Source organism: Cupriavidus sp. BIS7 (assembly GCF_000292345.1).
Classification (GTDB): domain Bacteria; phylum Pseudomonadota; class Gammaproteobacteria; order Burkholderiales; family Burkholderiaceae; genus Cupriavidus.
This window is the reverse complement of record NZ_ALOU01000022.1, coordinates 41041-67503: the sequence shown is the minus strand read 5'-3', so window position 1 is coordinate 67503 and position 26463 is coordinate 41041. Positions and strand designations below refer to the sequence as shown.

23 protein-coding genes are annotated in these 26463 nt (G+C 63.9%); 17 read left to right on the top strand and 6 right to left on the bottom strand.

Translation table 11 applies throughout. The annotated features are described in order from the left end of the window. The first annotated feature begins 47 nt into the window (after positions 1–47). From B552_RS0109570 to B552_RS0109555, 4 genes are all read left to right on the top strand, one after another. Positions 48–1133 (top strand): tripartite tricarboxylate transporter substrate binding protein, encoded by a 1086-nt coding sequence (locus tag B552_RS0109570; RefSeq protein ID WP_237718184.1) that lies wholly within the window; start codon positions 48–50, stop codon positions 1131–1133. Between the two features lie 25 nt (positions 1134–1158). Beyond that, complete coding sequence (locus B552_RS27375) at positions 1159–2838, top strand: long-chain fatty acid--CoA ligase (RefSeq protein WP_019448792.1); 1680 nt, start codon at positions 1159–1161, stop codon at positions 2836–2838. Positions 2839–2921: 83 nt separating this feature from the next. Then, positions 2922–3857, top strand: a complete 936-nt coding sequence (locus B552_RS0109560) for a 3-keto-5-aminohexanoate cleavage protein (RefSeq protein ID WP_019448791.1) — start codon at positions 2922–2924, stop codon at positions 3855–3857. Between the two features lie 39 nt (positions 3858–3896). Beyond that, a complete protein-coding gene (locus B552_RS0109555) occupies positions 3897–4871 on the top strand; it encodes a zinc-binding dehydrogenase (protein WP_019448790.1) in 975 nt (324 codons plus the stop codon). Between the two features lie 23 nt (positions 4872–4894). Here B552_RS0109555 and B552_RS0109550 read toward each other — a convergent pair whose 3' ends face one another. After that, the gene (locus B552_RS0109550) at positions 4895–5917 is read right to left on the bottom strand and encodes an AraC family transcriptional regulator (protein ID WP_026035494.1); all 1023 of its coding nucleotides are present in this window, start codon (positions 5915–5917) and stop codon (positions 4895–4897) included. Positions 5918–6311: 394 nt separating this feature from the next. Between B552_RS0109550 and B552_RS0109545 the strand changes: the two genes are divergently transcribed. From B552_RS0109545 to B552_RS0109535, 3 genes are all read left to right on the top strand, one after another. Beyond that, positions 6312–6962, top strand: coding sequence for a response regulator transcription factor (locus B552_RS0109545; RefSeq protein ID WP_019448788.1), 651 nt, complete (start codon positions 6312–6314; stop codon positions 6960–6962). Continuing rightward, positions 6959–9916, top strand: a complete 2958-nt coding sequence (locus B552_RS0109540) for a hybrid sensor histidine kinase/response regulator (RefSeq protein WP_019448787.1) — start codon at positions 6959–6961, stop codon at positions 9914–9916. The genes B552_RS0109545 and B552_RS0109540 overlap by 4 nt, the downstream gene beginning before the upstream one ends. A 230-nt stretch (positions 9917–10146) precedes the next feature. Further along, the gene (locus B552_RS0109535; RefSeq protein WP_019448786.1) at positions 10147–10653 is read left to right on the top strand and encodes a YMGG-like glycine zipper-containing protein; all 507 of its coding nucleotides are present in this window, start codon (positions 10147–10149) and stop codon (positions 10651–10653) included. A gap of 193 nt (positions 10654–10846) precedes the next feature. On the opposite strand, the gene B552_RS0109530 is transcribed toward B552_RS0109535, so the two are convergent. Continuing rightward, entirely contained in the window at positions 10847–11320 is a 474-nt protein-coding gene (locus tag B552_RS0109530) for a hypothetical protein (RefSeq protein ID WP_019448785.1), read from the bottom strand. A gap of 266 nt (positions 11321–11586) precedes the next feature. Between B552_RS0109530 and B552_RS27370 the strand changes: the two genes are divergently transcribed. The 6 genes from B552_RS27370 (at position 11587) to B552_RS0109500 (ending at position 16315) form a co-directional block, all read left to right on the top strand. Next, positions 11587–11937 carry a hypothetical protein gene (locus B552_RS27370; RefSeq protein WP_019448784.1) on the top strand — a complete coding sequence of 117 codons (351 nt, stop codon included), beginning with the start codon at positions 11587–11589 and terminating at the stop codon, positions 11935–11937. Between the two features lie 57 nt (positions 11938–11994). Beyond that, on the top strand, positions 11995–12483 hold the full coding sequence (locus tag B552_RS0109520; protein ID WP_019448783.1) for a DUF3302 domain-containing protein: 489 nt from the start codon (positions 11995–11997) through the stop codon (positions 12481–12483). Continuing rightward, positions 12484–13662 carry a biotin/lipoyl-binding protein gene (locus B552_RS0109515; RefSeq protein WP_019448782.1) on the top strand — a complete coding sequence of 393 codons (1179 nt, stop codon included), beginning with the start codon at positions 12484–12486 and terminating at the stop codon, positions 13660–13662. It begins immediately after the preceding gene. A gap of 10 nt (positions 13663–13672) precedes the next feature. Next, positions 13673–15091 (top strand): efflux transporter outer membrane subunit, encoded by a 1419-nt coding sequence (locus B552_RS0109510; protein ID WP_019448781.1) that lies wholly within the window; start codon positions 13673–13675, stop codon positions 15089–15091. A gap of 87 nt (positions 15092–15178) precedes the next feature. Then, positions 15179–15688 (top strand): hypothetical protein, encoded by a 510-nt coding sequence (locus B552_RS0109505; RefSeq protein ID WP_019448780.1) that lies wholly within the window; start codon positions 15179–15181, stop codon positions 15686–15688. 90 nt (positions 15689–15778) lie between these two features. Further along, entirely contained in the window at positions 15779–16315 is a 537-nt protein-coding gene (locus B552_RS0109500) for a dihydrofolate reductase family protein (RefSeq protein ID WP_019448779.1), read from the top strand. A gap of 63 nt (positions 16316–16378) precedes the next feature. Here the strand turns inward: B552_RS0109500 and B552_RS0109495 are convergent, their stop codons facing one another. The 4 genes from B552_RS0109495 to B552_RS0109480 all read right to left on the bottom strand — a co-directional run bounded on the left by B552_RS0109495 (position 16379) and on the right by B552_RS0109480 (position 21238). Beyond that, entirely contained in the window at positions 16379–16594 is a 216-nt protein-coding gene (locus B552_RS0109495; protein WP_019448778.1) for a hypothetical protein, read from the bottom strand. A 189-nt stretch (positions 16595–16783) separates the two neighbouring features. Beyond that, positions 16784–18448: an ATP-binding cassette domain-containing protein gene (locus tag B552_RS0109490; RefSeq protein ID WP_019448777.1), complete on the bottom strand. Its 1665-nt coding sequence runs from the start codon at positions 18446–18448 to the stop codon at positions 16784–16786. A 108-nt stretch (positions 18449–18556) separates the two neighbouring features. Then, complete coding sequence (locus B552_RS0109485; RefSeq protein WP_019448776.1) at positions 18557–20143, bottom strand: hypothetical protein; 1587 nt, start codon at positions 20141–20143, stop codon at positions 18557–18559. Positions 20144–20365: 222 nt separating this feature from the next. Beyond that, on the bottom strand, positions 20366–21238 hold the full coding sequence (locus B552_RS0109480) for a flagellar brake protein (protein ID WP_019448775.1): 873 nt from the start codon (positions 21236–21238) through the stop codon (positions 20366–20368). Between the two features lie 314 nt (positions 21239–21552). On the opposite strand from B552_RS0109480, the gene B552_RS0109475 reads away from it, so the two are divergent. The 4 genes from B552_RS0109475 to B552_RS0109460 are packed head-to-tail and all read left to right on the top strand — an operon-like array spanning position 21553 to position 26455. Further along, a complete protein-coding gene (locus B552_RS0109475) occupies positions 21553–21879 on the top strand; it encodes a YtcA family lipoprotein (protein WP_019448774.1) in 327 nt (108 codons plus the stop codon). Beyond that, complete coding sequence (gene mdtN, locus B552_RS0109470; protein WP_019448773.1) at positions 21876–22925, top strand: multidrug transporter subunit MdtN; 1050 nt, start codon at positions 21876–21878, stop codon at positions 22923–22925. Before B552_RS0109475 ends, mdtN begins: the two co-directional genes overlap by 4 nt. After that, a complete protein-coding gene (locus B552_RS0109465; RefSeq protein WP_019448772.1) occupies positions 22906–24909 on the top strand; it encodes an FUSC family protein in 2004 nt (667 codons plus the stop codon). The genes mdtN and B552_RS0109465 overlap by 20 nt, the downstream gene beginning before the upstream one ends. After that, positions 24902–26455 (top strand): TolC family protein, encoded by a 1554-nt coding sequence (locus B552_RS0109460; RefSeq protein WP_035879634.1) that lies wholly within the window; start codon positions 24902–24904, stop codon positions 26453–26455. The genes B552_RS0109465 and B552_RS0109460 overlap by 8 nt, the downstream gene beginning before the upstream one ends. Positions 26456–26463 lie beyond the last annotated feature (8 nt).

The following is a 26463-nucleotide window of genomic DNA, read 5'->3' as shown; positions in this document are numbered from 1 at the left end:
GCTGGCCGGAAAACAAAAACTACGCTTTCATCTATCCGGAGCGAGACATGCAATTTTCAAGCGCCCCCCTGCAACCGATGACCACGGGCGATTGCGCCTGCAGGCCGACTGCCCAGGCAACGGCGCTGCGCCGCCTTGCCTCGGTCGCGCGCCGCGCGCTGGGATTCTCTGCAGGACTCTCCGTCGGTCTCGCCGCGTTGCTGGCGACCGCGCCGGCCGTGCATGCGGCCGATTGGCCGACCAAGCCTGTACGTATCCTCGTCGGTGCGCCCCCGGGAGGCACCGCCGATATCGTGGCGCGCCTGGTGGCCCATGAACTGCAAGGTACGCTCGGCCAGTCGGTCATCGTTGACTACAAGTCGGGTGCGGCGGGCACCATCGCCGTCCAGAGCATGCTGTCGGCGCCGCGCGATGGCTACACGTTCCTGCTGATCCAGAAGGGGATCGCCTCGGAGGTGCCAAACGCCATCAAGGTGTCCTACGACCCGTTCAAGGACATCATCCCGATTGCCCAGTTGACGCGGCAAGGCCTGATCCTCGTCGGCAATCCCAGCCTGCCCGCGAAGAACCTCTCCGAACTCGTCACATACATCAAGGCGAACCCGGGCAAGCTTGACTATGCGAATTTCGGCATTGGCATGCGCGGCCAGACCATCGGCGTGCAGTTCAACCGCCTGGCTGGTGGGCTGGAGACCGGTACCGTGAGCTACAAGGGGTCCCCGCCCGCGCTGCAGGACGTCATGGGCGGCCAGGTGCCGCTGATGTTCGATGCACCGGCAACGTCGCTGCCGTTTATCAAGTCGGGCAAGCTCCGCGCCTATGCGGTGGCGTTTCCCCAGCGGATCTCCATGCTGCCCAACGTGCCGACGTTCAAGGAACTCGGATACCCCGACCTGCAGGAAGTGGGCTGGATGGGGCTCTGGACGACGCCGGGCGTGCCGCCGGCGGTCGTGGCAAAAATGCGTGACGCCACGCTCAAGGCGCTGCAGTCCCCGGATCTGAAGCAAAAGATCGAGGGTCTCGGCATGGAGATCGGCTCGCCAGCGACGACCGCAGAGCTCTCCAAGGATGTGCGTGAATCCCATGCGCGCCAGCACGCGCTGCTGCAGTCGATCCACTATGTACCGGAATGAAGACCAGGTTGAAGGAGCAGGCTTGATGCTGGCCGAGAACGCGAACGGAATCGTGCTGCCGGAGACCTCTCTCTGGTACAACCTCGAGGTTTCCGCACGGCGCTATCCCGGCAAGACCGCGCTGGACTGCTTTGGCCGTGCGATCCGCTACCGTGACCTGCACGCCGAGGCCGCCGGCATTGCCGGCTGGCTTCAGCAGCAGGCCGGTATCCGCAAGGGCGACCGCGTGCTGCTGTATATGCAGAACTGCCCGCAGTTCATCGCCGCCTACTACGCCATCCTGCGTGCAGACGCCGTGGTGGTGCCGGTCAATCCGATGAACCGCGCCGATGAGTTCCGCCACTACGTGACCGATAGCGGGGCGCGCGTGGTGATTTGCGCGGAGGATGCGTTCGAGTCGGGCATCACCGCGGATGTGCTGAACGCCGGCGGCATCGATCACGTGCTTGTTGCCCGCTATTCCGATGCACTGCCCGATGCACAGCCGGACGATGCAGGCTGCAGGCCACCCGCGTGGATGACCGCGCAACACGAATTGCCCGCCTGGGCCGCTGGATGCGCCTCGCGCTGGGCGGAAGCACTGGCGGGCAATCATGTGCCTGCGCCGCATACCGCGCAAGCTGGCGACATGGCGGTGATGCCGTATACGTCCGGCACCACCGGGGCCCCGAAAGGCTGCATCCATACGCACCGGTCCGTCATGCAGAACGCCGTGGGTAACAGCGTCTGGTCGGCGTGCGACGCGCAATCGGTCGTCCTGTCCGTCTTGCCGCTGTTTCACGTCAGCGGCATGCAGCACGGCATGCACACGCCGATCTACTGCGGCGCCACGATCGTGATGCTGCCGCGCTGGGATCGCGAGGCGGCAGGCAGGCTGATTGCTGACCACGGCGTTACGCACTGGATGGGCAATCCCACCATGGTGATCGACCTGCTTGCCAGCGCGAACCTGGACCAGTTCGACCTCACCAGCCTGCGCCACGTCGGCGGCGGCGGCGCGGCAATGCCGCAGGCCATCGCGGACCGGTTGAAGCAGCAGTTCGGCCTCAGCTACCTCGAAGGCTATGGCCTCTCCGAGACGATGGCCGCCACGCACAACAATCCGCACGACCGGCCCAAGCAGCAATGCCTTGGCCTGCCGGCGTTCAACACCGAGGCCCGGATCGTCGATCCGGAAACCCTTGAGGTGCTGCCTGCCGGCGCGGCAGGCGAGATCGTGGTCAGCGGGCCGCAAGTGTTCCAGGGCTACTGGGGCAAGCCGGACGCCACGCGGGAATCGTTTATCGAGCTGGAAGGCAAGACGTTCTTCCGGACCGGCGATATCGGCACCGTGGACGAGGACGGCTACTACTTCATTACCGATCGCCTGAAGCGGATGATCAACGTGTCCGGCTTCAAGGTGTGGCCAACCGAAGTGGAAAGCCTGCTGTACCGCCACCCCGACGTGCAGGAGGCCTGCATCATCGGCGCGCGTGACGCCTATCGCGGGGAAACCGTGAAGGCGCTGGTCGTGCTTAAGCCCAACGCCAGCCAGACCACGCCGGAAGCGTTGATCGAATGGGCCAGGAAGAACATGGCCGCGTACAAGTATCCGCGCGTGGTGGAGTTTGTCGATGCACTGCCGAAGTCGAGCACCGGCAAGGTGATGTGGCGGCAGCTTCAGGACCTTGAGAACGCGCGCAGCGCACAGAGCGGGAGGCCGTAGCCTCCGGGGCTTTCAACCTCGGTGCAAGGCATCCCAGATTCCATTCACACCCAATCAACCATTACCTGACGGAGTCCACGACCATGGCTGCGCCGCAAAGCAAAATTATCGTGACCTGCGCCATTACTGGCGGGATTCACACACCAACGATGTCGCCGTACCTGCCGATCACGGCCGATGAGATCGCCAGCGAGGCGATTGCGGCAGCGGAAGCAGGCGCATCGATCGTCCACCTGCACGCGCGCAAGCCGGAGAACGGCCAGCCGTCGCAGGACCCGGAACTGTTCCGCAAGTTCCTGCCGACAATCGCCGAGCGCTCGGACGTGGTCATCAACCTGACCACGGGCGGCGCGCCGAACATGCTCGTGGAAGAGCGCCTGCAGCCTGCGCTGGAACTGAAGCCGGAAGTGGCGTCGCTGAACATGGGCTCGATGAACTTCGGCCTCTACCCGATGCTTGCCCGGCACGAAAAGTTCAAGTACGACTGGGAGCGCCCGTATCTGGAAGGCTCCGAGGACCGGGTGTTCCGCAATACGTTCAAGGACATCCGCTACATCCTGGAGTCCTGCGCGGACAACGGCACCCGCTTCGAGATCGAGTGCTATGACACGAGCCATCTCTACACGGCAGCCCACTTCATCGATCGCGGCATCCTCAAGGCACCATTCTTCATCCAGTCCGTATTCGGCCTGCTCGGTGGCATCGGCACGCACCCGGACGACGTCATGCATATGCGCAGGACGGCCGAGCGGCTGTTTGGCAAGGACTACTACTGGTCCGTGCTGGGCGCTGGCCGCAGCCAGATGCCGCTGGCAACGATGGCTGCTTCGATGGGCGGAAACGTCCGCGTGGGCCTGGAAGATTCCCTGTGGGACGGCCCGGGCAAGCTTGCCACGAGCAATGCACAGCAGGTGCAGCGCGTGGTGTCGATGCTCAAGTCGCTGAACCTGGAAGTGGCCACACCCGACGAGGCGCGCGACATGCTGCAACTCAAGGGCCGGCAGGCCGTGGCGTTCTGAAGCAAATCAATCAACTTTACAGTTGAACTGGAGACAGAAATGAAAGCAGTACGAGTACTACCCAGCGCCGAAGGCGGTCTGCTTGAGGTACAGGACATTCCCGCTCCGACTCCCGGCCCCAACGAGGTGTTGATCCGGGTCCGCGCATCGGGCATCAACTACGGCGAAATCATCTACATGCGCGAGCATCGCTCCGGCAATCCGATGACCGCAGGCGTCGAGTTTGCCGGCGAAGTCGCTGCCGTGGGCGCTCAGGTGACCGGCTGGCGTGAAGGCGACCGCGTCATGGGCCATGGCCGCAGCTGCCACGCGCAGTATGTGGTTGCAGCCCCGCTGGCACTGATGCCGATCCCTGACGGTGTGTCGTGGGTCGACGCAGCCGCGTTCCCCAATGTCTTTATCACCGCCCATGACGCGCTGGTCACCAACGGCGAACTGAAGGCCGGCGAATCGGTGCTGATCAACGGCGCCTCGGGCGGCGTTGGCATGGCCGCGATCATGATCGCATCGGCGATGGGCGCCAAGCCGATCATGGCCTCCTCGCGTTCGGCGGAAAAGCTGGAGCGCCTGGCCGCGTTCGGCGTGGACGTTGGCATCAACGCGTCCAAGGAGTCGCAAGTCGAAGCCGTCATGGCTGCCACCGACAACCGTGGCGCCGATATCATCATCGATTTCATCGGCGGCTCGGTGCTCGAAGACCACGTCCAGAGCCTTGCAGTGAAGGGCCGTCTGGTCAATATCGCACGACTGAGCGGTGAGCAGTATGGCCGGTTGGACCTGAGGCTGCTTTGGCTGAACCGCCTGAAGCTGATCGGCGTCACGTTCCGCACGCGCACCGAGCAGGAACGTCTGGAGTGCATTCAGGCATGCGCGCGCGACCTGCTGCCGTTCTTCCGTGAAGGCAAGCTGCGCCTGCCGATCGACCGCACGTTCAAGATGGACGATATCGCCGACGCCTATGCGTATATCGCGAAGAGCCAGCACATGGGCAAGATCGTGCTGATCGCCGATTAAGGCGATTCAGTCGAGTAGTTCGATTAAGCAATGCTCTCCGAACTGGCGCTCTGCTTGCGCCAGTTCGAGACGCTGCAGCCATAGACCCTGTGGAACCAGTGGCTGAAGCTGCTTTGGGCCGAAAACCCCAGCAGCCCACCGACCTCGCCAATCGGGAGGTCGCTTTCCTGCAGGTGACGCATCACAAGTTCCGACCGCACTTCGTCCAGCAGCGTCGAAAACGAGAGCCCATCCGCATCCAGGTAGCGATGCAGCGTGCGCCTGTCCACGCCCAGGTGTAGTGCCACCTGCTGGGCCGTGCAGCGTCCGCCCGGGAGCAGCGCCTGGATAAGTTCGCGGCAGGCGTCGCGGACACCTATTTCGCGGCGTTGCAGGGCCGATTCAAGATAGTCGCGCGCAAAGCGCGCAGCGCCGGGGTTATCCGGTGTACGTGGAATCTCCAGATCCGCTGCCGTGCAGACCATGCCATTGAATGGCTGGTTAAACATCGGGTTGCGCCCGAAGAACGCGCGGTACGGCGACATGTCCGCCGGTGGACGGTGTGTGAAGCAGACCTGCTGCGGATGCCACCTCGGCCCGATCAGCTCGCGCAGCATGCGGAACGTCACGCCCATCGCCAGTTCCATTGCCTGGCGCGTCGACAAGCCAGGGCTCGGCAACAGATCCTCGCGAATAATCACTGCCTCGCCGGCATCCTCCACACGTGTGACAAGCGCGGCGCTGAGCAGCTTCAGATAGCGGCACAGCGTGTTAAGCGCCTGCCGAGGCGTGGGCTCTTCCTTGAGCACCAGGCTGATTGGCCCCAGGTTGGAAAAGGTACGCCGGGCCGCCAGCCGCAGCGCGAAGTCTTCCGCGCCGGTTGCCTGCGCCGTGATCTCCAGCAGTTCGCGCACGGCGTGGCTGGGAATGAGCGTTTCCGGGTTCTCCAGCAGCCGCGCAGAAAGCCCGACTTCCCTCAAGAACACGCGCGGATCGCGCCCAAGCGACTCCACCAGTTCCATGTACCCGTTCAGGCTGGCGCTGCGAACTAATCTGACGTGTTGCATGGTGGCGGTGGTTCCCGAATGCGTCCCGCCCAATGACAAGGGCTCGGGCGGCTGAAGGCATGATTTGAGCATATCCTTGCGGATCGCGACAGATAGCGGCACAGTCGGCTGGGCGTTACGCGGCCTGTGACTGACCGCTTGCGCAAACGTTCATCGGTGCGACGAACGGTCAAATTTATGTCCCGAATGGAAAACCGGGCGCAATGGCAAGTTGGTAGAATCGGGAGCCCTATGCAGGCTGGTCCAGCCGGCAGGCTACGCCGCCCCCCAGTTTTACTCTCGCGTGCCGCCGGATGTATCGAGGCTGATCTGCCTTGAGAATGGACCACCCTTTGCATGCTTCAAGAGAAAGTGCCCTTCCAGGATCGACCTGGAGTGTGGAGAAATATAGCGCATGCCACTACGTACCATCTCCGTCGTGATCGCGGACGATCACCCGGTGATTCAACTCGCCGTCAAGAGCACGTTGAGCGAGATCCCGAATGTGCGGATTTCTGCAACGTGCTCGTCGGGCAAGGAACTCTTCGCGGCACTGGAAACCCAACAGCCTGATCTCATCGTTACGGATTTCACAATGGAGCGTTCCCAGGGCAATGACGACGGGCTGCGCCTGATCCAGCGGCTCAGGCAGTCCAGCCCCGGGACGCCGATCGTTGTGTTCACGATGCTGACCAATGGCGGCCTGCTGACCCGTATCCAGGAATCGGGCGTCGCCGCCATCGTCGGGAAGAACGAAGAGCCGGCCATCCTGAGGCAGATGTGCATCGACGCGATGTCCGGCCACACCCAGCGCCTTTCGCCAACGATTTCCGCGCGGATGGCAAGTGCCGGTGCGCTGGCCGATGGCGGCACAAGCCCGCTGTCCCCGAAGGAAATCGAAGTCGTGCGGATGTTCGCGGCGGGCAGCACCATCACGGAAATCGCCGGATATCTGCACCGGACACTGGCCACCGTGGCCACGCAGAAGCGATCCGCAATGCGCAAGCTGAACATCACCAGCAATGCAGACCTTGTCACGTACGCACGCGACAACGGTCTCACATGATGCAAAGCACGTTCGAGCCGCCGCCGTCACCGGATCTTCAGGCCGTAGAACGGAACCTGCAGCGGGAACGCCGGGTGTTCTCGATGGTGATCCTGCTGCTGGCGCTGGTTGTCATCGCCATCGCATCGGCAACCGTGCTGGTGCGGCTCAATGGCTCGCTGCGTGCGCAGGAACAAGTTGCCCGCCTGTATGAGCAGGGGGTTGTCGATGCCGTGCTGGAACGCCGGAGCACGCTCACCGCAACCAACCTGATTCTTGAACTGCGTGCCAACAGCACGTTTCCAGTCTCGCAGGGCCGCACGGCCGCCAGTCTCTGCAGGCAGGTGTCGCCGTCGGCGCCGCCGGACGATGTGCTGCAGCAGAGTTGCGACCAGTCCGTGCGCACGCTGACGGCTGCAAGCCAGAAGCCGTCGATCGAGATGATCTCGATTGCCAATGGCGCAACATATCGCTACGAGGCGGAGGACCCATCGGGGGCGGGCGGGCAGTCGGTGCTGCCGCTGATTCCGTCGTCGGTGATCATCCGTGCGGTCCTCGATCGTTTTCAAAGCCGGGACCCGGACCTGCTGCAGGCCGCACGCGAAAAGCGCGTGATCTGGCAGGGCATTCCGGCGAGAGTCGCAGGCGACGATCCGGAGATGATTGGCGCATCGCTGGTGGCGAAGGGAGACGCGCTCTACGCCATTGTCCTGACACGCCTGCCGCTGCATGATCTGCTGCGGCCTGCGGGGCCCAACGTGTCGATCCCCGAGCCGATTGTCATCGACAGCCTCGGCACGCCGCTGGTTGCAACGGGCACGCGCGCGGGCGCGGAGCGCCTGGACGCCCAACTGGAGGCGCAGGCGGACGGGCTGTTTCACAGGGTGTCTGACTATGGGTGGGCGCTGCGTCGCCCGCCGCTGGTGGCGGACTTCGGGCACCTGATCTTTGCGCTGCCGGTTGGGCATCAGTTTCGCGAAATGACGGAGGAACTGGTCGTTATCGGCCTGATCGCCGCCGCGCTGATCGCCTTGCTGTTTGCGATGTACCGCTACTGGAACTATCGCTTCCTGACCGGCACCTACGCGGAAGCGGCACGCGCGCAGCGCCTGCTGCACGAGGCGAAGCTCGCGAGCGATGCGGCCGCCAAGGCCCGGGTGGCGTTCTTTGCCTCGATGAGCCACGAGATTCGCACGCCGCTTGCCTCGCTGCTGGGCAACATGGAACTTGTTGCCATGGGCGCGCTGGAGCCTGCACAGCGGGCCAGGGTCGGTGCGATGCAGCTTTCGGCCGAGGGGCTGCTGCAGATCGTCAATGACGTGCTCGATTTTTCCCGGATCGACGTGGGGGCGCTGAGCATCGTCGAGGAGCCCGTGTCCGTCACTGAACTGCTGGGCCGCATCGCCATTTCGCACGCGCCGCTGGCGGGGCAGCGCAAGCTGAGCTTCCTTGCGGTGTACGGCAAGGGCATTCCCGCCCGGCTTGAGCTTGATCCCGTGCGCCTGACCCAGATCGTCAGCAACCTGCTTGGCAATGCGTTCAAGTTCACGCAGGTGGGCAAGATCGTCCTGCGCGCACAGTGGGTGGACGAAAACCTGGAGATCATCGTCTCCGATACCGGCATTGGCATACCGGCGGAATACAAGGACCGGCTGTTCCAGCCGTTCTCCCAGGTCGATGACAACCGCGTTGCGCAGGTCCGGGGGACCGGGCTTGGCCTGTCGATCTGCATGCGGCTGGTGGAACGGATGAACGGCCGCATCACGCTGGACAGCATTCTGGGCGTTGGAACACGGGTCACGGTTCGCCTGCCGCTGAAGGTGTCGGAGATGGCGCCGCGCCCACGCCTGAACCTGCCGCCCAACCGAACGCTTGTGTTGTCCCGCGAACCGGAGTGCCTGGAAGGGCTGCTCAATCATTTCGACTGGGGCGCGTGCCCGCCATCGACGCGTTCGAACCTCGACGAACCCGTGGACGTGGACCGCTATGACTGCCTGCTGGCGACCGAGGGATTCGATCCCGCGCAAGTCATGGCCTGGTGGCCAAAGCCGGCCACCATCATATGGCTGAAGCAGTTGGGCCCGCTTGTGGAAACGACACGGCCCGACGGGGGCCACGAAGTTTCGGCCTATAGCCTGCCGGGCATCCACGCCGCCGTGCTGGCGGCGATGACGAAGGCCCAGGTTTCGAAGGAGCCTGGTGGCGCTCATGCCGAATCCTCCGCGCACGGGCACCCGCCAGCGCCGCTGGCAGGCCGCTCCGTGCTGATTGCCGAAGACAACGTGCTGAACCGGAACCTGCTGCGGGACCAGCTCCTCGCGCTAGGCGCCACGGTTGTCGAGGCGGGCAACGGTAGCGAGGCCATGGCGGCGCTGTCGAAGCACAGCGTGGACGCGGTTCTGACAGACCTCGACATGCCGGTGATGAGCGGCTTCGAGCTGCTCCGCGAGATGAAGCAGGCAGGTATGCAAACGCCGGTGTACGCCGTGAGCGCAAGCGCGCGGCCAGTGGATGTGGCGCAAGGGCGGGCGAGGGGATTCACTGGCTATCTCACCAAGCCGGTGCCGCTTGCCGCGCTTGTATCGGCCCTTGTACCGGCCCTTGTTCCGGCTCTCCCATCGGCTTTCGACGGCATGCGCGACGCGGCAGGCGCAATGCACGAGGACGCGCTTCCCGAACTGCCCGCCGTCCCTGCCGAGTACGTGGATGCGTTCGTCGCGCAGACTGAAGCAGACCTCGATGCGTACGACGCGATTCGCGCCAGCCGCAACGTGCAGCAGCTCGAACGGCTGCTGCATCGCATCTCGGGCACGCTCGCGGTGGTCGGCCGCTCGCAACTGGCCGAGCTGTGCGAAGACCTGCACGACCACACGGCGGATGCGGATGGCTGGGACGACGAGATCGAACACCAGTCCGGCTACATCGCACAGCGCCTGCGGCAAATGTGCGAGCTGCTGCTGGCCAAGGCAGACTAGCCCGTCGATTGGCTGTGGATTGGAAGCAGCGCATCGGCAGGGTGCCCGCCCGCGCCGCGCCACCGCTTTTCTAATTTCTATGATTGTGATTGATCCCCTGCAAAGCGAACATTGTGGGGACGGGTGCTTGTCCCCCTCTTACTGGCACCCGTCTTGGGTACTTCCCCAAGCAAGACCTCGCAGTTTGCCCGCCTCCCCGGCGGGCATTTTTTCTTTGAACAGGAGAGTTCATGAGCAATCGTCAGGACTTTGCTCTTGCCGCATGCACGGTATTCGCGCTGATGTCAGGCGCGTTGCCCGGCACGGCCGGCATGGCACGCGCTCAAACCATCTACCAGAAGCCCGTTATCTATCCGGCCAGAGGGCAATCGGCCTATCAGCAGGCCAGCGACGACAGTGCCTGCTACGGCTGGGCCAGGCAGCAGTCAGGCGTTGATCCGTACCGCGTAGCAAGCTCGCCGGTCCCGGTGGTCGTGCCGGGCGGCGAGCGGGTGAGGGGAGCAGCAGGTGGCGCGGCTGCCGGCGCAGTGGTCGGTGCAATTGCCGGTGACGCCGGCAAAGGGGCGGCAACGGGCGCGGCGGTCGGCACGGTAGCCGGTGGCATTGCGCATCGCCAGCAGCGCAGGCAGGCCGTTGCCGCGAGCGCGCAGATTCAGGCCAACAACGACTGGGCGATGAATTCCTACTGGCAGGCGTGGAGAGCTTGCATGACCGGCCGCGGCTATTCGGTTCAGTAGGAGGCCGCTTCAAAATGATTCTGGCGTCGTTGCGGGGCCTTGCCGTACCACTTGTACTGTCTGCGGCCCCGCGCCTAGCCAGAACCGCTTCGCTTCATTTTGAAACAGCCTCCAGTAGGCGGCCGAATGTGGACCAGGCCGATAGTGGCCGGTCCACGCTGGCTTGCGGGCGCAGCGTGGAAACCTGCCGAGCCTAGAGGACGGCGCAAGCCTCGGCGGCGGCGACGACGGTCAAGCTCACCGGTGCATCGTTGCGCAACAGTACGCATAGATACTGGCCCGTGACGTCTTCCGGGCGCGGCTTTTCAAACCAGAGGGGCGGCGGTGCGGCTGTGGACGCGTGCGGCTTTCCTCGACCGGTGGCGCTGGGTTCCGCGTCGCCCACGGCATCGGTCCATGTGATCGTGATCGGCCCTTCCGGCTTCTTGCCAAGGAAGCAGAACGCAGGCGTTGACTGCGATTGCCGTGATGCCGGCCCGGTTTCGCAACGGCCTGCGCGTACGGCCGAGATGTCCTGATCGGTGCGATTGACAACAACGACCTTGGTCCATGGCCAGGACTCCTGGAACGGACTCAGCGTTTCGGCGGTGGGGATTGCGCATCCAGACAGGACGCTTGTGGCTGCGATGGCAAGAATGCCCGCAGACATCGAGGAAACAGCATTCATGTTGTATTGGGGCAGGCAAGCCGGAGCTTTACCTGAGGGGCGTGCAACGACGGACAGGGTAGGGCGGCCCTGCCGCGCTTGCTATCAAAGGAATTCGAAAAGCCGGGTGACACGGGAGCTGGATCAACCGCGAGCGTGCTTACTTTCTAATTTCTTCGATAGCCGTGATTGATGCGCTGCAATAAGGTGTGCTCTCGATCGATACGTGGCCGGCAGCGCCGGCGGGCGTCGACGGTAGCTGAAACACTTCGGAGGACACTGCAGACATGATCAAGAACTGCCGAAAGGCCATCCCAGCCATCGCGGCTACAGGCATTGCGCTGCTGATCGTGGGCAGTGGGCAAACGTACGCGCAGATCTCGCCCGACACCGGGATGCATGCGTCCACCAATCAGTCGGATCTGTGCTCGGCCGACGGCCTTGCCGCAACGCCCGCGGTGTGCCGTGCTTCCGGTGACCCAACCAGGAGCAAGTACAACCTGCTGTATGCCGACGATGCGCCAGACACCGAAGACACCCCGACGTCAGGAGAAGACGCGCCAGCCGATCGGCAAACGGGGCGTACGCCCAAGGTTGCGCCCCACAGCGGTCTCCGCAGTGGGGCAGCGGATTCGTAGACCAGCCGCTGCATTGTGAACAGCCCCCGTGTTCCATCTCCATCCAATAACTACTCCATGAAACTGCGACCCTATCTGCTGGCGGGCATCGTCCTGCTGGCGCTCAGTGAACCCGCGCTTGCATCCGAACTTAGCGGAAAGGCCCTGGATACCGTGGCCAATGCCATCTCCTGGGTTGTGCTGATCTTTGTGCCCGTTGCGGGCATCTACCTGTTCTGGATCCTCCATATCTGGCCCGAGAAGATCGCGCACAAGAAGCGCCATCCGCAGAAGGAAGCAATCCACGCGTTGTGCCTGCTGTCGCTGTTCTTCGGGGGGCTGCTGTGGCCGCTGGCCTGGCTCTGGGCGCATACCAAGCCGGTGTTCTACCGCGCGGCCTATGGCACCGACAAGGCGCCGGAGGACGACGAAGTATCGGAGAGTGCGGCGTCAGGCGCGGGCAGGAACGGCGCAGCCTCATATGGAACGCAAAGCGCGGTGACGCTGCGGGCCTCGACGATGGCACCCGTCGCCAGCGCCATGCGCGGCGGAAAGGAGCCGATCTGAATGGACGCTCTGCTGCTTGCGGTCTACGCGCTGGTCGTGTGGCTGGTTTTCTTCAAGTTCAAATGGTTGCCGTGGAACACGACCTCGATGGTCATCGTGGTTACGATCCCGGTGGTTGCACTGACGTTGCTGATCCTGACGCTCAACGTGGTGGCGCCTTCTTCCCATGACATCCGCGTGGTGGGCAAGGTCCTTCAGGTGGTGCCGCAGGTTCGCGGCCGCATCGTCGAGCTTCCGGCCGAAGGTAACCGGAGCTACAAGAAGGGCGAAGTGCTGCTGCGCATCGATCCAACCCCGTATCAGGCCACGGTCAAGCAACTCGAAGGCAGGCTGATGGCAGACGACGCCGCGCTTGCCGAGGCCGAGGCATCGGCGCGCCAGCTTAGCGAATCGGTACGCGGCGCGGCTGGCCGTGTCAGCACGGTAGAGGCCAAGCTGAACCTGGCCCGCCAGCGGGTCAAGGAACATGACGCGCTGCTTGCTGCCGGTGCCGGCTCGAAGTTCGACCGGGACGACGCAATCGCCCGCCAGCGCGAACTGGAAGGCGAACTGGTCAGCGCACAGGCTGCCGAGGATGAGGCAAAACAGAAGCTGTCAGCCAAGAGCCAGGGTGAGTTCGCGGCCATCGCCACGGCACGCGCCAAGCGCGCGGAAACCGAGGTCACGCTTGAGAACGCCAAATGGGAACTTGACCAGACCGTGTACCGTGCGCCGTCTGACGGCAAGGTCGTGAACCTGCAGGTGCGCGTGGGCACCATGCTTGTGCCGTTCCCGTTCATGCCCGCATTCAGCTTTGTGGAGGACCAGCAGGAAGTGGTGGCCTTCTACCGGCAGAACGAGCTTTACAACGTCAAGGAGGGCGACCTCGCCGAGATCTACCTGCCGACGCGTCCGGGCGAGATCATCAAGGCCAAGGTGGATTCTGTTGTTTGGGCGCAGTCGCAAGGGCAGTTTGCCCAGAGCGGCATGATCCCGAACACTGGCGCCACGGATGTCGTGCCGAATCGGTTCGCGGTCAAGCTGGACCTCCGTGACGAGTCGAAGAACCTGATGCTTCCCGTTGGTGCGATCGGCGCCGGCGCAATCTACACCGAACATATGAAGATGTTCCACATCATTCGCATGGTGTTCCTGCGCGTCAGTTCCAAGCTGAACTACCTGGTATTCAAGCTTCACTAAGGGGATCACCGTGTCGTCGTCACATATCAAGAAGCTCCTTCCGGCGATGCTGGCGATTCCGGTCGCCTTGCTCTGCGGCTGCGCGCTGCAGTCGCCGCCTCAAGGTGCCGACCTTCAACAACAGGCCGTTCCGGCGCTCGAAGGAAAGGCCGCCTGGACCAACGACGCCGCAGCGGGCAATCCCGCCGACGGCTGGCTGGCAGACTTCGACGATGCCGAACTGCAGCGGCTGGTGCGGGAGGCCATCGCGCACAACGGTGACCTCCGGCTTGCCGCGGTGCGTGTCCAGCAGGCGCAGACGCTTGTCACCATCCAGAGCAGCGGCCTGCTGCCAAGCGCAGGCGTGAAGGGCAGGGCAGGCAATTCGGAGACCCAGATCCTTTCCATCGGCGCAAGCTGGGAGATCGATCTCTGGGGCCGTATCCGCGCGCAATCGCGGTCGGCGGAATCGCAGTACGCCGCCACCAGGGATGACTATCTCTGGGCCCAGCGCGTCGTCGCCGCGGCCACCGCCAAGGCATGGTTTTCGCTGATCCGGAACATGCAGCTGGAAGACCGGCTGCGGCAGGCCGTGGCCATTCAGGACCAGTTGGTGCAGATCGCCGGCCAGCGCGTGGCCATCGGCATCGCGCCGGACAGCGAGTTGCTGGAAGCGCAGAATGCGCGGCGGTCGCAGCTTGATGCGCTCAAGTCCGCCGAACTGGCCAGAAGCCAGGCCGCACAGGCGCTGGAACTGCTGCTGGGCCGTTACCCGGACGGGGAAATCGGCAAGATCGCGGCAGGGGTGAATCTGCCGGCCATGCCGGCGCAGCCTCAGGCAGGCGTGCCGGCCGATCTGCTCGACCGTCGTCCCGATCTGACGGCGGCCTCTCACAAGGTTGCCGCAGCCTTCGACATGAAGCAGTCGGCCCAGGCAGCGCGTCTGCCGCGCATCTCCATCAGCGCGGCCATTACCGGCATCAGCAGCGACGTGTTCCTGCTGAAGCAGGCCGGCAGCCCGATCAAGGGGCTCAACGGCTCGTTCTTCGCGCCGATCTTCACGGGCGGAGAGCTCAAGGCCCGGGCGGACTACTACTCCGAAGAGCAAAGGGCCGCGATGATCGCCTACGGCAACAGCGCGCTGCAGGCGCTGAGCGAGGTGGAAGCCGGGCTGCGGGCCGATTCCAACTACGCCGAACGCACCAGGCAACTGCAGGACAGGGCGAGCGAAAGCCGGGTGCTGGTCCAGCGGGAAGAGGCACGCGCCAGGATCGGGGCATCCGACACGCGCAGCGTGCTGAAGGACCGGCAATCACAGCTGGCGGCCGAGATGGACCTTATCAACGTGCAGGGTAGTCATCTGGACCAGCGCATTGCGCTGCTGCTGGCGCTGGGCGGGGACTGGAACGCGAAGGGCGATGCCGCCAGTACTCCCGGGGCCGGCGCCTGACGTACAAAAAGCGGCAACAAGGCAAGCCGGAGATGTGCTGGAATGTCGGTCATCCAGCCATTGGACTCCTCTCGGCGGAGGGTAACGATGACAATCGACTACCGTTGCACAATGTTCGCGCTGCTGGTGCTGGCCTTGCCCACGCACGCCGAGGACGACCTGCAGAACCGCGGGCATGATCCGTTCTTCCAGATCTCGTCGGCGATACCGAACTGCCCAGAGCCGGCGGGCCCGCGCGTGAGCGAGGCCGAGTGGATGCGCGAATCCCACCACCGCATCGAGCACGGCAACCACTGCTGGGTGGAAGGCCGCTGCCGTCTGCCGAATGCCTTCGCCTATGACGACGAAATTGCGGACAGTACGCGCCGCCGCCTGCAATGGCTGTCGGCCAACCTGCCGACGTGGCAGCAGAGCACCTTGTGGGTGACCGTGTGGCAGCGCTGGATGCTGGTTCAGGGCTGCGTGGATCCGGGTTTCCCGCTGGCGCGCTTCATGGCCGCGCTGCGTGACGTACCAGATGTCGAGCGAGTCATCGACGAAACCACGGCGCATCCAGAACGCGGCGTGCCATACGCGTTGTTCCGGAAGGGCCCGTGATCGCCGTCCGGTCGGCGCCGGGCAGGGCGCCTCCTGAAGCGGTGCCTGTAACATATGCCGACTCGATCCCGAGCGCACATTGGAGAACTGATGATCACAGGACACGTCTTCATTGCCACCAGCCTTGATGGTTTTATCGCACGGCCCGACGGCGACATCGGCTGGCTTCTCGAACGGGATGACCCGGCCGAAGACCACGGCTACCCGAGCTTTATCGCAGACAAGGACGCGATCGTGATGGGCCGGGGCTGCTATGAAAAAGTCCTGACGATGGGCGAATGGGCTTACGACAGGCCCGTGCTGGTGCTGTCCCGGCAATTGGCCGACAAGCCGGTGCCCGAGGGGCTGAAAGGAAGAGTGCGTTTCTCCGGCAGCACGCCGGTTGATGCGATGGCGCAACTGGAAGCAGAAGGCGTGCGCCGCGTATATGTCGATGGCGGCCAGTTGGTTCAGTCATTTCTGCGCGACGGATTGATCGCCGACCTGGTCGTCACCACGGTTCCAGTCTTGATCGGAGCTGGCAGGCCATTGTTCGGCGCGTTGCCGCACGATGTGAGTCTGGCGCTGGAATCGAGCCGGCATTTTCCGTCCGGCCTGGTGCAATCGACCTATCGCGTGCTGCGCTGATTCGTCCTCACTGCGGAACAATCAGGGGCGCCGATCGCCGGCCGCCCCATGACTGAACGGCCATCAGGCTGGGATCGGGGTGAAAGGGGAGTCGTAGCCAACGTTGCTCTTGGAGGGATCCGTGGTCTGGATGTTGATGCCGTCGTCGTAGAGCACAGTCGGCTCCTTGTAGTCGGGCACCATGAGGACCTTTCTGAAGATGCCTCCGCAGATTTTTGCGAGTACGGTGGGCTGGAGGGTGTCGACCTTGGAAAGATCGTGGATGAGGATGGCGGACATGGTTTTCTCCTTGTTGAGAGGTGCGGATTCCGTGATTGGGTCGCGCCATATCTCAGCAGCAAACATGCCAGCGGCGTACGCGGCATGTTCGAGGCTGCGGCAATCAGTTCGGTTGGCTCCGGAGAGACATTCGTCTGGATATCTGTTGGCGAAACACCAACATTTCCTGGGCCGGCAGGCGATGACCTTCTACGCTGCGGTAGACTGCTCGCGCATGCGGCGGGCTTCGTCGCGCAGGAACTGCTGGTAATCGTCCAGATCCCCGTCGAAGGGCTCGACGCCGCCCTTGGTGACCAGCCAGAACTCGTCACATACGGCGCGCAGCAGGGCCCGGTCGTGGCTGACCAGCATCACTGTGCCTTCGAATTCGTTGAGTGCCATGCCTAGCGCTTCCCGTGTGGCCAGGTCGAGGTGGTTGGTAGGCTCGTCGAGCAGCAGCAGGTTGGGGCGCTGCCACACGATCATGCACAACACCAGCCGCGCCTTTTCGCCGCCGCTCATCGTGCTAACCGCCTGATGGACCATGTCGCCACTGAAGTTGAAGGTGCCGAGGAAGGTGCGAAGGGATTGTTCGGTGCCACTCTGGCCGGGCGCGCGCATGTGCGGCGGCGTGTCCTTGGCAAGGCGGATCATGTGTTCCATCGGCGTGTCGAGCGGGCGCAGCACGTCGAGTTCCTGCTGTGCGAAGTAGCCGACATTCAGGCCCTTGCCTTCACTGATTTCGCCAGCAATCGGCGCCAGCGCGTGCGCCACCGTCTTCACCAGCGTGGACTTGCCCTGGCCGTTGGCACCGAGAATGCCGATGCGCTGCCCGGCCAGCACGGACCGGTTGATGCCCCGCACGATGACCGTGGGCGGCGTGCCCGGTACTGCGTCTGTCGGCGCCGGGTAGCCGAAGCTTGCGTCCAGCATCGACAACAGCGGGTTCGGGACGTTGAGCGGCTCCTTGAACTCGAAGTTGAATTCTGCATCGGCAAGCACCGGTGCAATCTTCTCCATGCGCTCCAGCGCCTTGACCCGGCTCTGCGCCTGCTTCGCCTTCGAGGCCTTGGCCTTGAAACGGTCGATGAATTTCTGCAGGTGGGCGATCTTTTCCGCCTGCCTGGCCACCGCTGCCTGCTGCAATACGAGTTGCTCGGCCCGCATGTCTTCGAACTTGCTGTAGTTGCCGCCATAACGCACGAGCTTGGCGTTGTCGACGTGGACTGTCACCTGAGTCACCGCGTCGAGAAACTCGCGGTCGTGGCTGATCACTACCAGGGTTCCCGCATAGCGCTTGAGCCAGGCTTCCAGCCAGACCAGCGCGTCGAGGTCGAGGTGATTGGTCGGCTCGTCGAGCAGCAGCAGGTCGGACGGGCACATGAGCGCGCGCGCCAGTTGCAGCCGCATGCGCCAGCCACCTGAGAAACTATTGACCGGCTGTGCAAGCTGCGCAGCACTGAAGCCCAGGCCCAGGATCAGCGCCTGGGCACGTGCGGGGGCATCGTGTGCGCCGGCGTCGTGCAGGGCCATGTAGGCGTGCGCCATGCGCATGCCGTCGTCGCTGGCCTCTGCGGCGGCCACTTCGGCCTGCGCGGCCAGCAGCACGGTGTCACCCTCGACTACGAAATCGGTCGCGTTCTGTTCGGTCTCCGGCATCTCCTGTGCAACCTGGCCCATCTTCCATGCAGCGGGTATCGAGAACTCGCCGCTGTCTTCGTGCAGCGTGCCGTTGAGCAGGGCGAAGAAGGACGACTTGCCGGCGCCATTGCGGCCGACAAGACCGATCTTTTCGCCGGGATTGAAAGTGACGGACGCGCGGTCGAGTACGACATTGACGCCGCGACGCAGCGTGACATTACGGATGGAAATCATAGGGAGCAACTTCGGAGAGGATTGGCATGATAGCCGACCGGACACGGCCCGCCGCAACTTACGCTTCCGATTTGTGTTCCCTGATGCAAGTCGCAATCCGGCGCTCATTCAGTGCGCCGCAAGATACGCCTTGGCTACCTCTGTCTCGGGGCGTGCGCTGTCTGCATTCTTCGTGAGCACAACGAGTTGCCTGTAATAGGCGGTCGCCGTCTCACGTTGCCCGTCGGCTTCCGCTGCACGCGCCGCGCCATACAGTCCGCGATAGCGGTTTGGGTATTCCCGCAGCGCTGCCTCGTATTCATGCAAGGCCTGGCCCGGCTTGCCTTCCTCGAACAGCAAGTCGGCAAGCAGTTCCCGCATGGGGAAGAGCCGGTTTTCCATGGCCACGTTCTTGATGGCGGCGTCCTCGCCGTCTGCGGCCGCTCGCATCAATTGCTCGGCCTGCGCGCTCTTGCCATCGGCCAGCGCAACCCATGCCGTAACAGCGGTGATCTCTTCGTCGGTTCGTGCCACCCAGTACGACTCATTGGCTCTCTCAAGGTCTTCGCGCAGACGTTTCATTGCGTCGATCTCCTGCCTTGCGCCGGCCGGATCGCCGCTGCGCGCCATCCCGAGACCGCGCGCAAAGCGCGTGATCGAATCCGCGTACGCCCAGTTGTTCGACGTGACGGGCAGGGCGGCCGCGCCCTTCCAGTCGGCGCGCTCAAGAGCGTAGCGAGCCGGCATCGCTGCAACGGAGTTCTTGTTGCCATTCAAGATTGGCGGCTTCTGCAAGGCATAGGCCTCTCCCTTGTCGATCAAGGCACGTGCCTTCACGTCCTGCGACAACTGCAGTTGCGCATAGACCACGAAGTCCATCGCGTGGTAGTAATCCGGCTGGACCTCAAGCGCGCTCAGGTTGGACGCGATGGATTGCTCCCAACGTCCGAGCATCGTGTAGATGTGCGACGGCATATGCCGCGCGTGTGGCGCCGCGGGAGCAATGCTGGCGTACTTGCTGGCCGCGGCGAGCCCCTTTTGCGCAAGGGGCGGATAGTCGTAGGCATGGATCAGGTAATGCGCGGCGCCGGGATGCTGCGGGTTCTTCGCGAATAGCCTCTCCAGAATCTCAGCGGACTTGCGCTGGTTGGCATAGGTTCGATCAGTCGGTGGAGCAGCAGCCTGCAGGGAGAGCGCGTAATAGATCCAGACTTCGTCGTCGTCCGGATAGCGCTGCGTCATCCGTTGCATCGCGTCCGCATAGGCCGACAGCCTGGTGCTGAGGGGCACCTTGTCGTAGTCACGGTAATACGCGCCGATCGCCTCGATCCAGTCTCGCTCGCGTTGAGTCTTTGCCCCAACCGCGCGAGCCTTCGCAAGGGCTTCGGACGCCGCCTGGGCATCGCGCTGCGGTGGCGGGCCAGCGAGGGAATTGCCCAACAGATTGACGGCGATCCCCCAGTAGGCGATTGCACAGCCCGGATCCTGGTCGATGACCGCTTCGAAGGTCTTGCCCGCCTCGGTGAACCAGAACGAGTGGAGTTGCGCTACGCCATGCTCGAACAATGGCTGGACCTTCGGATCGCACGAGGTCGGGAAGCTGACGTGGCCTAACTGGCCCGCGCTTGCTTCGTGCACATGTTCATCCGCGAGCACTAAAGCCGATTCCAGGATCAGCGCCGTGGCAACGACGCCGGCAATGTCCCGAGAGCGCATGATGACCCTTCTGATCGTCGCGACGATATGGATACTGTAGGAAAATCCTCGGACCTGTCCCGGCAGGGGGTACGACATTTCTATTTGGGCCACGTACGACAATTCTATTTGGCCCTGGCATCCGTTCACTGCATAATGCATATTATGTTAAATACGATACGTGCCGATTTTAGCCTTCGGCGTTGAGTCTTTGGCCGGCTCCGGCACCAACAACGCCTTCGTCTAGTCCTTTACTGCCCCGCCTGGCCGCATCGTCGCGCTTTCCAGCAGTTGCTCATGGACAAACGCGCGCAGAAGCAATGCTTCGCGCTCGCCGTAGCCGTCGAATGCCACCCCTACGCTATGGAAATTTGCCGATTCGGCCGTGTCGGGATCTTCCCGGGTGCAGCCTTCCAGCGCAAATCGGGCCTTCATTCCGGCGGCGCGCAACGTGAACTCAAGGTGCACACGCTGGCCAGGCGCAGTCAGTGCTTCGCTGGCCGTGGATACCGATGCGCCGCCCGTGCTCAGGTCGGTGATCAGTACGGTCTGCGTCGAGGCTGCGTCGCCGGACACTGAGAGCGAGCCCACCAGCCTGACCGGCACGCGGATGCTGCCGCGCATTTCGCGAGCGTCGACGTGCTGGATGTTCGTAAGCATCCAGTACGGGAATGGCGTGCGCGAAGTCGCCTGCACGCGGGCCGAGAAACTGTGGATGCTGGTGCCGGTGAAGCCACGGAACAGTACCAGGTCGTCATCGGAGATCTCGGCTGGCTTGCCGGCCAGCCCGGGCCACGCAATGAACGCTGCCCCTTCATTGAAGCCGATGAGCCGGCTGACCCATGCGCGATCGGCGTCGCCGGGTCGTTTGACATGCAGCAGCGTGCCAACCAGCAAGCCATAGCGATCGGACCATGGCGAAGTTGGTTCGTCGGGCCCGATCGGCGCCATGTCGTCGGCCCAGTAGCAGCGCCCGGTCTGGAGCACGAGGTTGCGCTCCTCGTCGCTGCGGAAGACAGTGCCCTCGTCCGCAACTGGAAAGCCCAGTGCATCCACCAGATCGGATTTCAGCGGTTGGCCCAGTTCGATATCGCCCGCCTGTACTTCCCTGCGCATTGTTCCTTGCCCCCTTGTGGCTGCCCGGCGCCCAGCGTGACGCCCCTACTCTACTGCCACCCGGCACGAACCGGCCGGCAATGGCGTGGTGACCGGCCCCGGTGCGACTGCCAATCAACTTTGGACACCCGTAATGTGCGCTGCTATATTGCTCGGGCCGATTTTGTTTCAGTTGCATGCATGCAAAACGATGCCATCCATGGTCTCTGAACTGTCAAAGTCCCCAAACAGCCGCAGGCAACCCACTCGCCGGTTTCCTGCGTTCGTATATCGATCACTGCAGCAGCAATTCGCCTGATGCCGGGTGTTTCGCGATGAAAGCCATCCATCGGCCCATCAATCGGCCCAGCTATCGGCCCGGTTATCGGCTTGGCTACCCGGCTCGCCTTGCCTTTATCGGCACCCTGACCTTTCTTCTTGAGGGTTGCGCCGGGGCGCCCTCGGTGAGTCTGTTCGGCGCCTACTTCCCGCTGTGGCTCCTGAGCGCCGTGATCGGCATTCTCGGAGCGGTGGTTTCGTACCGCGTGTTCGTGAAAACCGGCTGGGCGAAAACCGTTCCTTCCCAATTACTTGTCAATACAGCGATCGGGCTGATGATTGCCGAAATCGTCTGGCTCATTGGCACGGGGCATTTCCTATGAAAATGGCCGGCATTCAGAAGGGGCCGTTGCGCGGCCGGATCATTACCGCGGCGATCGTGCTGGTGGCCGTACTGCTTTCCGTCTACGCATACGAACGTACGGTACGTTTCCCATCCACCGACGATGCGACGCTCGACGCCGATGTAGTGCACGTGGCGTCGCCAGTTGGCGGGCGCATCGCCCGGATTGCCGTAGAGGAAAACCAGCAGGTTGCCAAGGGCGCTGTCCTGTTCGAAATCGACCCGGTGCCCTACAAGCTGGCGGTCAACCAGGCGCGCGCGGACCTTGAACTGGCGCAGGCCGCGCTTGGCACGCGACGGCGCACGATTGTCAGCGAACGCGCCGTGGCGACGATTGCATCCGAGCAGACCACGCGCGCCGCGCAGAACTACGCGCTGACGGCGCGCACTGTGGAGCGCCTGCGTCCGTTGGCTGCCGATGGCTATGTGCCGAAGCAGCAGCTGGATCAGGCGCAGGTGGCGCAGCACGACGCAGCGGTCTCCCTGAAGCAGGCAAACGTGCAGCATGCGGCGTCGACACAGGCCGTCGGCAACGAAGATGACGCCGTGGCAACGGTACATGCCCGCGAGGCCGCGCTGGCCATTGCCGAACGCGCGTTGCAGGATACGGTGGTCCATGCCCCGCAGCCCGGCCGTGTGACCGGGCTTTCCGTACTTGCCGGCGAAGTTGTGATTCCCAACCAGTCGCTTTTCCTGCTCGTGCATACCGGCGAATGGTTTGCGGTGGCCAATTTCCGTGAAACGGCGCTGGCGGATATCCATGTGGGAGATTGCGCCACGGTCTATTCGATGATCGACCGGCGGAAAGCCATGCGCGGCACCGTGACCGGCATCGGCGCGGGGGTTGTCGATACGGACCGTCTCAACCTGCCGCGCTCGCTGCCGTACGTTCAGGCATCGGTGAACTGGGTGCGTGTGGCGAAACGTTTCCCGGTGCGCGTCCGGCTGGAATCGCCGCCCGAGGCGTTGGCCCGCGTGGGCGCCAGCGCAAATGTCGAGATCCGTCATGGCGCGGCCTGCCGCTGACAAGCCGCGTCTGGGCCTGGCCGACATCGGCGCCCTGCTCGCGCCCACCCCCGGGCGCACGGGGGCCGCTACCCGCATCACGGTGGCGAGTGTGCTGACGGTGCTCGTCACCGCCATCTATGGCACGCCGGAAGCTGCCATCTCCGCTTATGTCGTTTTCTTCATCAATCGGGCTGACCGTACCACCAGCATCGTGATGAGCGTTGCCGCGATGGTGCTGGTTGGCCTGATCATCGGCCTGGTGACGTTACTGGCAGATTTCAGTGTCGATGACCCGTTGCGACGCCTTGCGTTCATGGCACTGCTGTCGGTTGGCCTGCTGTTCCTGACCTCGGCCAGCAAGCTTCGGCCAATCGGGGCGATCGTGGCGATGATTGTCGGCTTCGGGCTTGACGAGCTTGGCCTAGTGCCCAGCGGCGAGCTTGCCACGCGCGGCCTGCTCTATGCCTGGCTGATGGTGGCGATCCCGATTGGTGTGAACGTGGGGGTCAATCTGGTGATGGGGCCTGCGCCGCGCCGGCTGGCCTGCGACAGGCTCGCGCACTGCCTGCGGATGGTCGCCGCCAGCCTGCGGCAGAACGATGGTGATGCCGCAACGGTTGCCCCCCTGCTCCGCGACGGCGTGCAGCCGGTTGCCATGTGGCTCAGGCTGGCGAAGATTGAAGGCATTTCGCGCACGGAAGACCTGGCCGCATTGCAACGCGCGGCCGGTTCGACCATGGCCATCCTGATTGCCGCCGACATCGCCCAGCGACAACCGGGCGCGAAACTGCCGGCCACATTTGCAGAACCGGTTGCGGCCACGCTCGAGCAGATGGCCGGGATGCTCGACGCCGGCGGCTATCCGGTGGATATCACGCTGGCGCTCCCCGCGATGGACCGGCTTGCGGCTGTGCAGCAGGCCGTCGCAGTCGAACTGCGCGACGCCATCGTCGGATTTGCTGACATCGATAGACAGCCAGCGGCCGAAGCCACCCGCGAAGAAACGCCAGCGAAAGCCGAGAAAGCCGAAAAATCCGGCTTCCTCAGTGCGGACGCTTTCACGAACCCAGAGCATGTCCGTTACGCGCTGAAAACCACCGGCGCGGCCATGTTCTGCTACGTGCTATACCAGCAACTGAACTGGCCCGGCATCCATACCTGCTTTATCACCTGCTATCTGGTTTCGCTCTCGACGGCCGCGGAAACCGTGGAGAAGCTTGCGCTGCGCCTGGCCGGTTGCCTGATCGGTGCCGCGATTGGCACTGCCGCACTCGTCTACATCGTGCCGCACCTTGATTCGGTCGGCGGGCTGTTGCTGCTGGTGTTTGCGGGGACGTGGATATCAGCGTGGGTGGCGCAGGGTTCGCCGCGCATCTCCTATGCGGGATTCCAGATTGCGTTCGCGTTCTACCTGTGTGTGATTCAAGGCGCGGGGCCGGGGTTCGACCTGACCATCGCACGGGACCGGACCATTGGCATCGTGATCGGCAATCTTGCCGTCTATCTGGTATTCACGCGCATCTGGCCGGTCAGCATCGCGGCACGGATAGAAGGCGCGCTGGAGAACCTGGTGCAGCAATGGCGGCAGCTTGTTGGCACCGCCGATCGGGATGCCCAGCGCCAGCATGCCGCAGCCGCGTTGGCCCTGCATGGCGAGATTACGCAGGACCTGATTCTGGCGGCGTACGAGCCTGCTTCGGTTGGGCCGGCCGCCGACTGGGTGGAAACCCGACGGCGCCATCTGGCAGTGCTGGACGCCGTGGGCGGCCCCCTCTTCCTGTTGGCCGAGCGATTCCCCGGCGATCCGGAGATCGACCGGCGCCTGCAAGCGGTGCGTACTGATACCGGGGCCGACGCACCCGGCGGGGGCGCGCAGCATCCCCAGACTCGGCCGCAAACTTCTTCACGCGACGCGCTGTTCGCGCTGGTCGACCGGCATCTTGCCGGCCCGCCCCAGCGCGACCCACCGGGCGCCGCCACCGGATCTCCGTTGCATGCATAAATCTGGATTGCCGATCTTCCCGCTGATGCTTGTCAGCGCAAGCCTTGCCGGATGCGCGACATCGGCGCTCGAACTCGCGCCTGAGCAACCGGATCGGCCGTGGCAACCCGTCACCAAGGCTTCCGGAGAGATCGTCGCGGGCAAGCCGCAGCCATCCACCAGACCGCCTGACTACACGCTGCCGGCCAACTCCGCGCTTGCAACGATCGCGCCGCCGGCGGCGTTGGATGCAACTCATGCCTATACGCTGCCCGAACTGATCGACCTGGCTGAATCGGCGAATCCGCTGACGCGCGTTGCCTGGAACGATGCGCGCAACGCGGCGCTGGCAGCGGGCATTGCAAAGAGCAGCTATTTGCCGCAGATTTCGGCCTCTGCGCTGGGCGGGTACCAGAACGGGCATGGCTCGGTGTCGACGGGCCTGGGGGCGGTTGGTGCGAATTCGTCAGGTCATGGCGGTGTTGGCGTGCTGTCCCTGCAATGGCTGCTGTTCGATTTCGGCGAGCGCGCGGGCATCATCGACGCCGCCGAACAGACGTCGATTGCGGCGAACATCGCCTTCACGGCGGTGCATCAGCGCATCATCCACGATGTCAGCGTGGCGTTCTATCGCTACCAGGCGGCGCGCACGCGCGCTGGCACCGTGCAGCAGGCAATGGAAAATGCGGACGCGGTGCTGACAGCCGCCAAGTCCCGCTACCAGCGCGGTATCGGCACGGTTGTGGAAGTGGCCCAGGCCACGCAGAACCGTGCGCAGACCAACCTGGCGATGGTGCAGGCGCAGGGCGCGCAGACCGATGCCTACCTGGCGCTGGTGACCGCTATCGGCATCTCGCCGCTGTCGAAGCCGCGCATCGCCGAGATGCCGGCCCGACCGCTATCGCCGGCGCTGCATGGCTCCATCGAACAGATCGTGGAATCGGCCATTGCGCGGCGGCCCGATGTGCTCGGTGCCTTTGCGGTCGAGCGGGCGAACCAGGCCAGGGTCAAGGCCGCCGAAGCCGAGTTTCTGCCGAAGGTGTTCATGTCGGCGTTCACGTCGTATGCGTCGGGCGGGTCGTCGATCAGCGCGATACCGGCGGTGGGACAACAGGCGCCAACGGTCAACCTGAACGGCTACCGATATGGCGCCAGCGTGTTTCTTGGTGTGACGGTACCGATCTACGACGGTGGCCTGCGCTCGGCGGTGCTGGCGCAGGCGCGCAACGATGCCGATAGCGCTTCGACAAAGCTGACGCGCGCCAAGGAAGAGTCGGTGCGCCAGATTGTGGTCAGCCAAAGCGCGCTGGAAACCAGCCTCGCGGCCTATGAAGCGGCCAGGGCGCTGGCTGACGCCGCGCAGACGACCTATGACGCTGCGTTCGCGGCGTATCGCAAGGGTGTCGGCACGGTCACGGACGCCAACCTGGCGCAGAACCAGCTGCTGCTGGCGCAGAACGCGTCGGCTGATGCCTATAGCGGCGCACTGTCCGCGGCTGCGGCGCTGGCGCTGGCCACGGGGGCTATCGGCGGGGCGGCTGATGCGGGGGGATGGTCGGGGCGCTGATTGGCACG

Coding starts and splice junctions, on each gene's coding strand:
- B552_RS0109500 (WP_019448779.1), top strand. CDS start 15,779: ATGATCACAGGACACGTCTTCATTGCCACCAGCCTTGATGGTTTTATC.
- B552_RS27375 (WP_019448792.1), top strand. CDS start 1,159: ATGCTGGCCGAGAACGCGAACGGAATCGTGCTGCCGGAGACCTCTCTC.
- B552_RS0109555 (WP_019448790.1), top strand. CDS start 3,897: ATGAAAGCAGTACGAGTACTACCCAGCGCCGAAGGCGGTCTGCTTGAG.
- B552_RS0109490 (WP_019448777.1), bottom strand. CDS start 18,448: ATGATTTCCATCCGTAATGTCACGCTGCGTCGCGGCGTCAATGTCGTA.
- B552_RS0109460 (WP_035879634.1), top strand. CDS start 24,902: ATGCATAAATCTGGATTGCCGATCTTCCCGCTGATGCTTGTCAGCGCA.
- B552_RS0109465 (WP_019448772.1), top strand. CDS start 22,906: ATGGCGCGGCCTGCCGCTGACAAGCCGCGTCTGGGCCTGGCCGACATC.
- B552_RS0109495 (WP_019448778.1), bottom strand. CDS start 16,594: ATGTCCGCCATCCTCATCCACGATCTTTCCAAGGTCGACACCCTCCAG.
- B552_RS0109480 (WP_019448775.1), bottom strand. CDS start 21,238: ATGCGCAGGGAAGTACAGGCGGGCGATATCGAACTGGGCCAACCGCTG.
- B552_RS0109535 (WP_019448786.1), top strand. CDS start 10,147: ATGAGCAATCGTCAGGACTTTGCTCTTGCCGCATGCACGGTATTCGCG.
- B552_RS27370 (WP_019448784.1), top strand. CDS start 11,587: ATGATCAAGAACTGCCGAAAGGCCATCCCAGCCATCGCGGCTACAGGC.
- B552_RS0109530 (WP_019448785.1), bottom strand. CDS start 11,320: ATGAATGCTGTTTCCTCGATGTCTGCGGGCATTCTTGCCATCGCAGCC.
- B552_RS0109540 (WP_019448787.1), top strand. CDS start 6,959: ATGATGCAAAGCACGTTCGAGCCGCCGCCGTCACCGGATCTTCAGGCC.
- B552_RS0109560 (WP_019448791.1), top strand. CDS start 2,922: ATGGCTGCGCCGCAAAGCAAAATTATCGTGACCTGCGCCATTACTGGC.
- B552_RS0109475 (WP_019448774.1), top strand. CDS start 21,553: ATGAAAGCCATCCATCGGCCCATCAATCGGCCCAGCTATCGGCCCGGT.
- mdtN (WP_019448773.1), top strand. CDS start 21,876: ATGAAAATGGCCGGCATTCAGAAGGGGCCGTTGCGCGGCCGGATCATT.
- B552_RS0109505 (WP_019448780.1), top strand. CDS start 15,179: ATGACAATCGACTACCGTTGCACAATGTTCGCGCTGCTGGTGCTGGCC.
- B552_RS0109520 (WP_019448783.1), top strand. CDS start 11,995: ATGAAACTGCGACCCTATCTGCTGGCGGGCATCGTCCTGCTGGCGCTC.
- B552_RS0109485 (WP_019448776.1), bottom strand. CDS start 20,143: ATGCGCTCTCGGGACATTGCCGGCGTCGTTGCCACGGCGCTGATCCTG.
- B552_RS0109570 (WP_237718184.1), top strand. CDS start 48: ATGCAATTTTCAAGCGCCCCCCTGCAACCGATGACCACGGGCGATTGC.
- B552_RS0109515 (WP_019448782.1), top strand. CDS start 12,484: ATGGACGCTCTGCTGCTTGCGGTCTACGCGCTGGTCGTGTGGCTGGTT.
- B552_RS0109550 (WP_026035494.1), bottom strand. CDS start 5,917: ATGCAACACGTCAGATTAGTTCGCAGCGCCAGCCTGAACGGGTACATG.
- B552_RS0109545 (WP_019448788.1), top strand. CDS start 6,312: ATGCCACTACGTACCATCTCCGTCGTGATCGCGGACGATCACCCGGTG.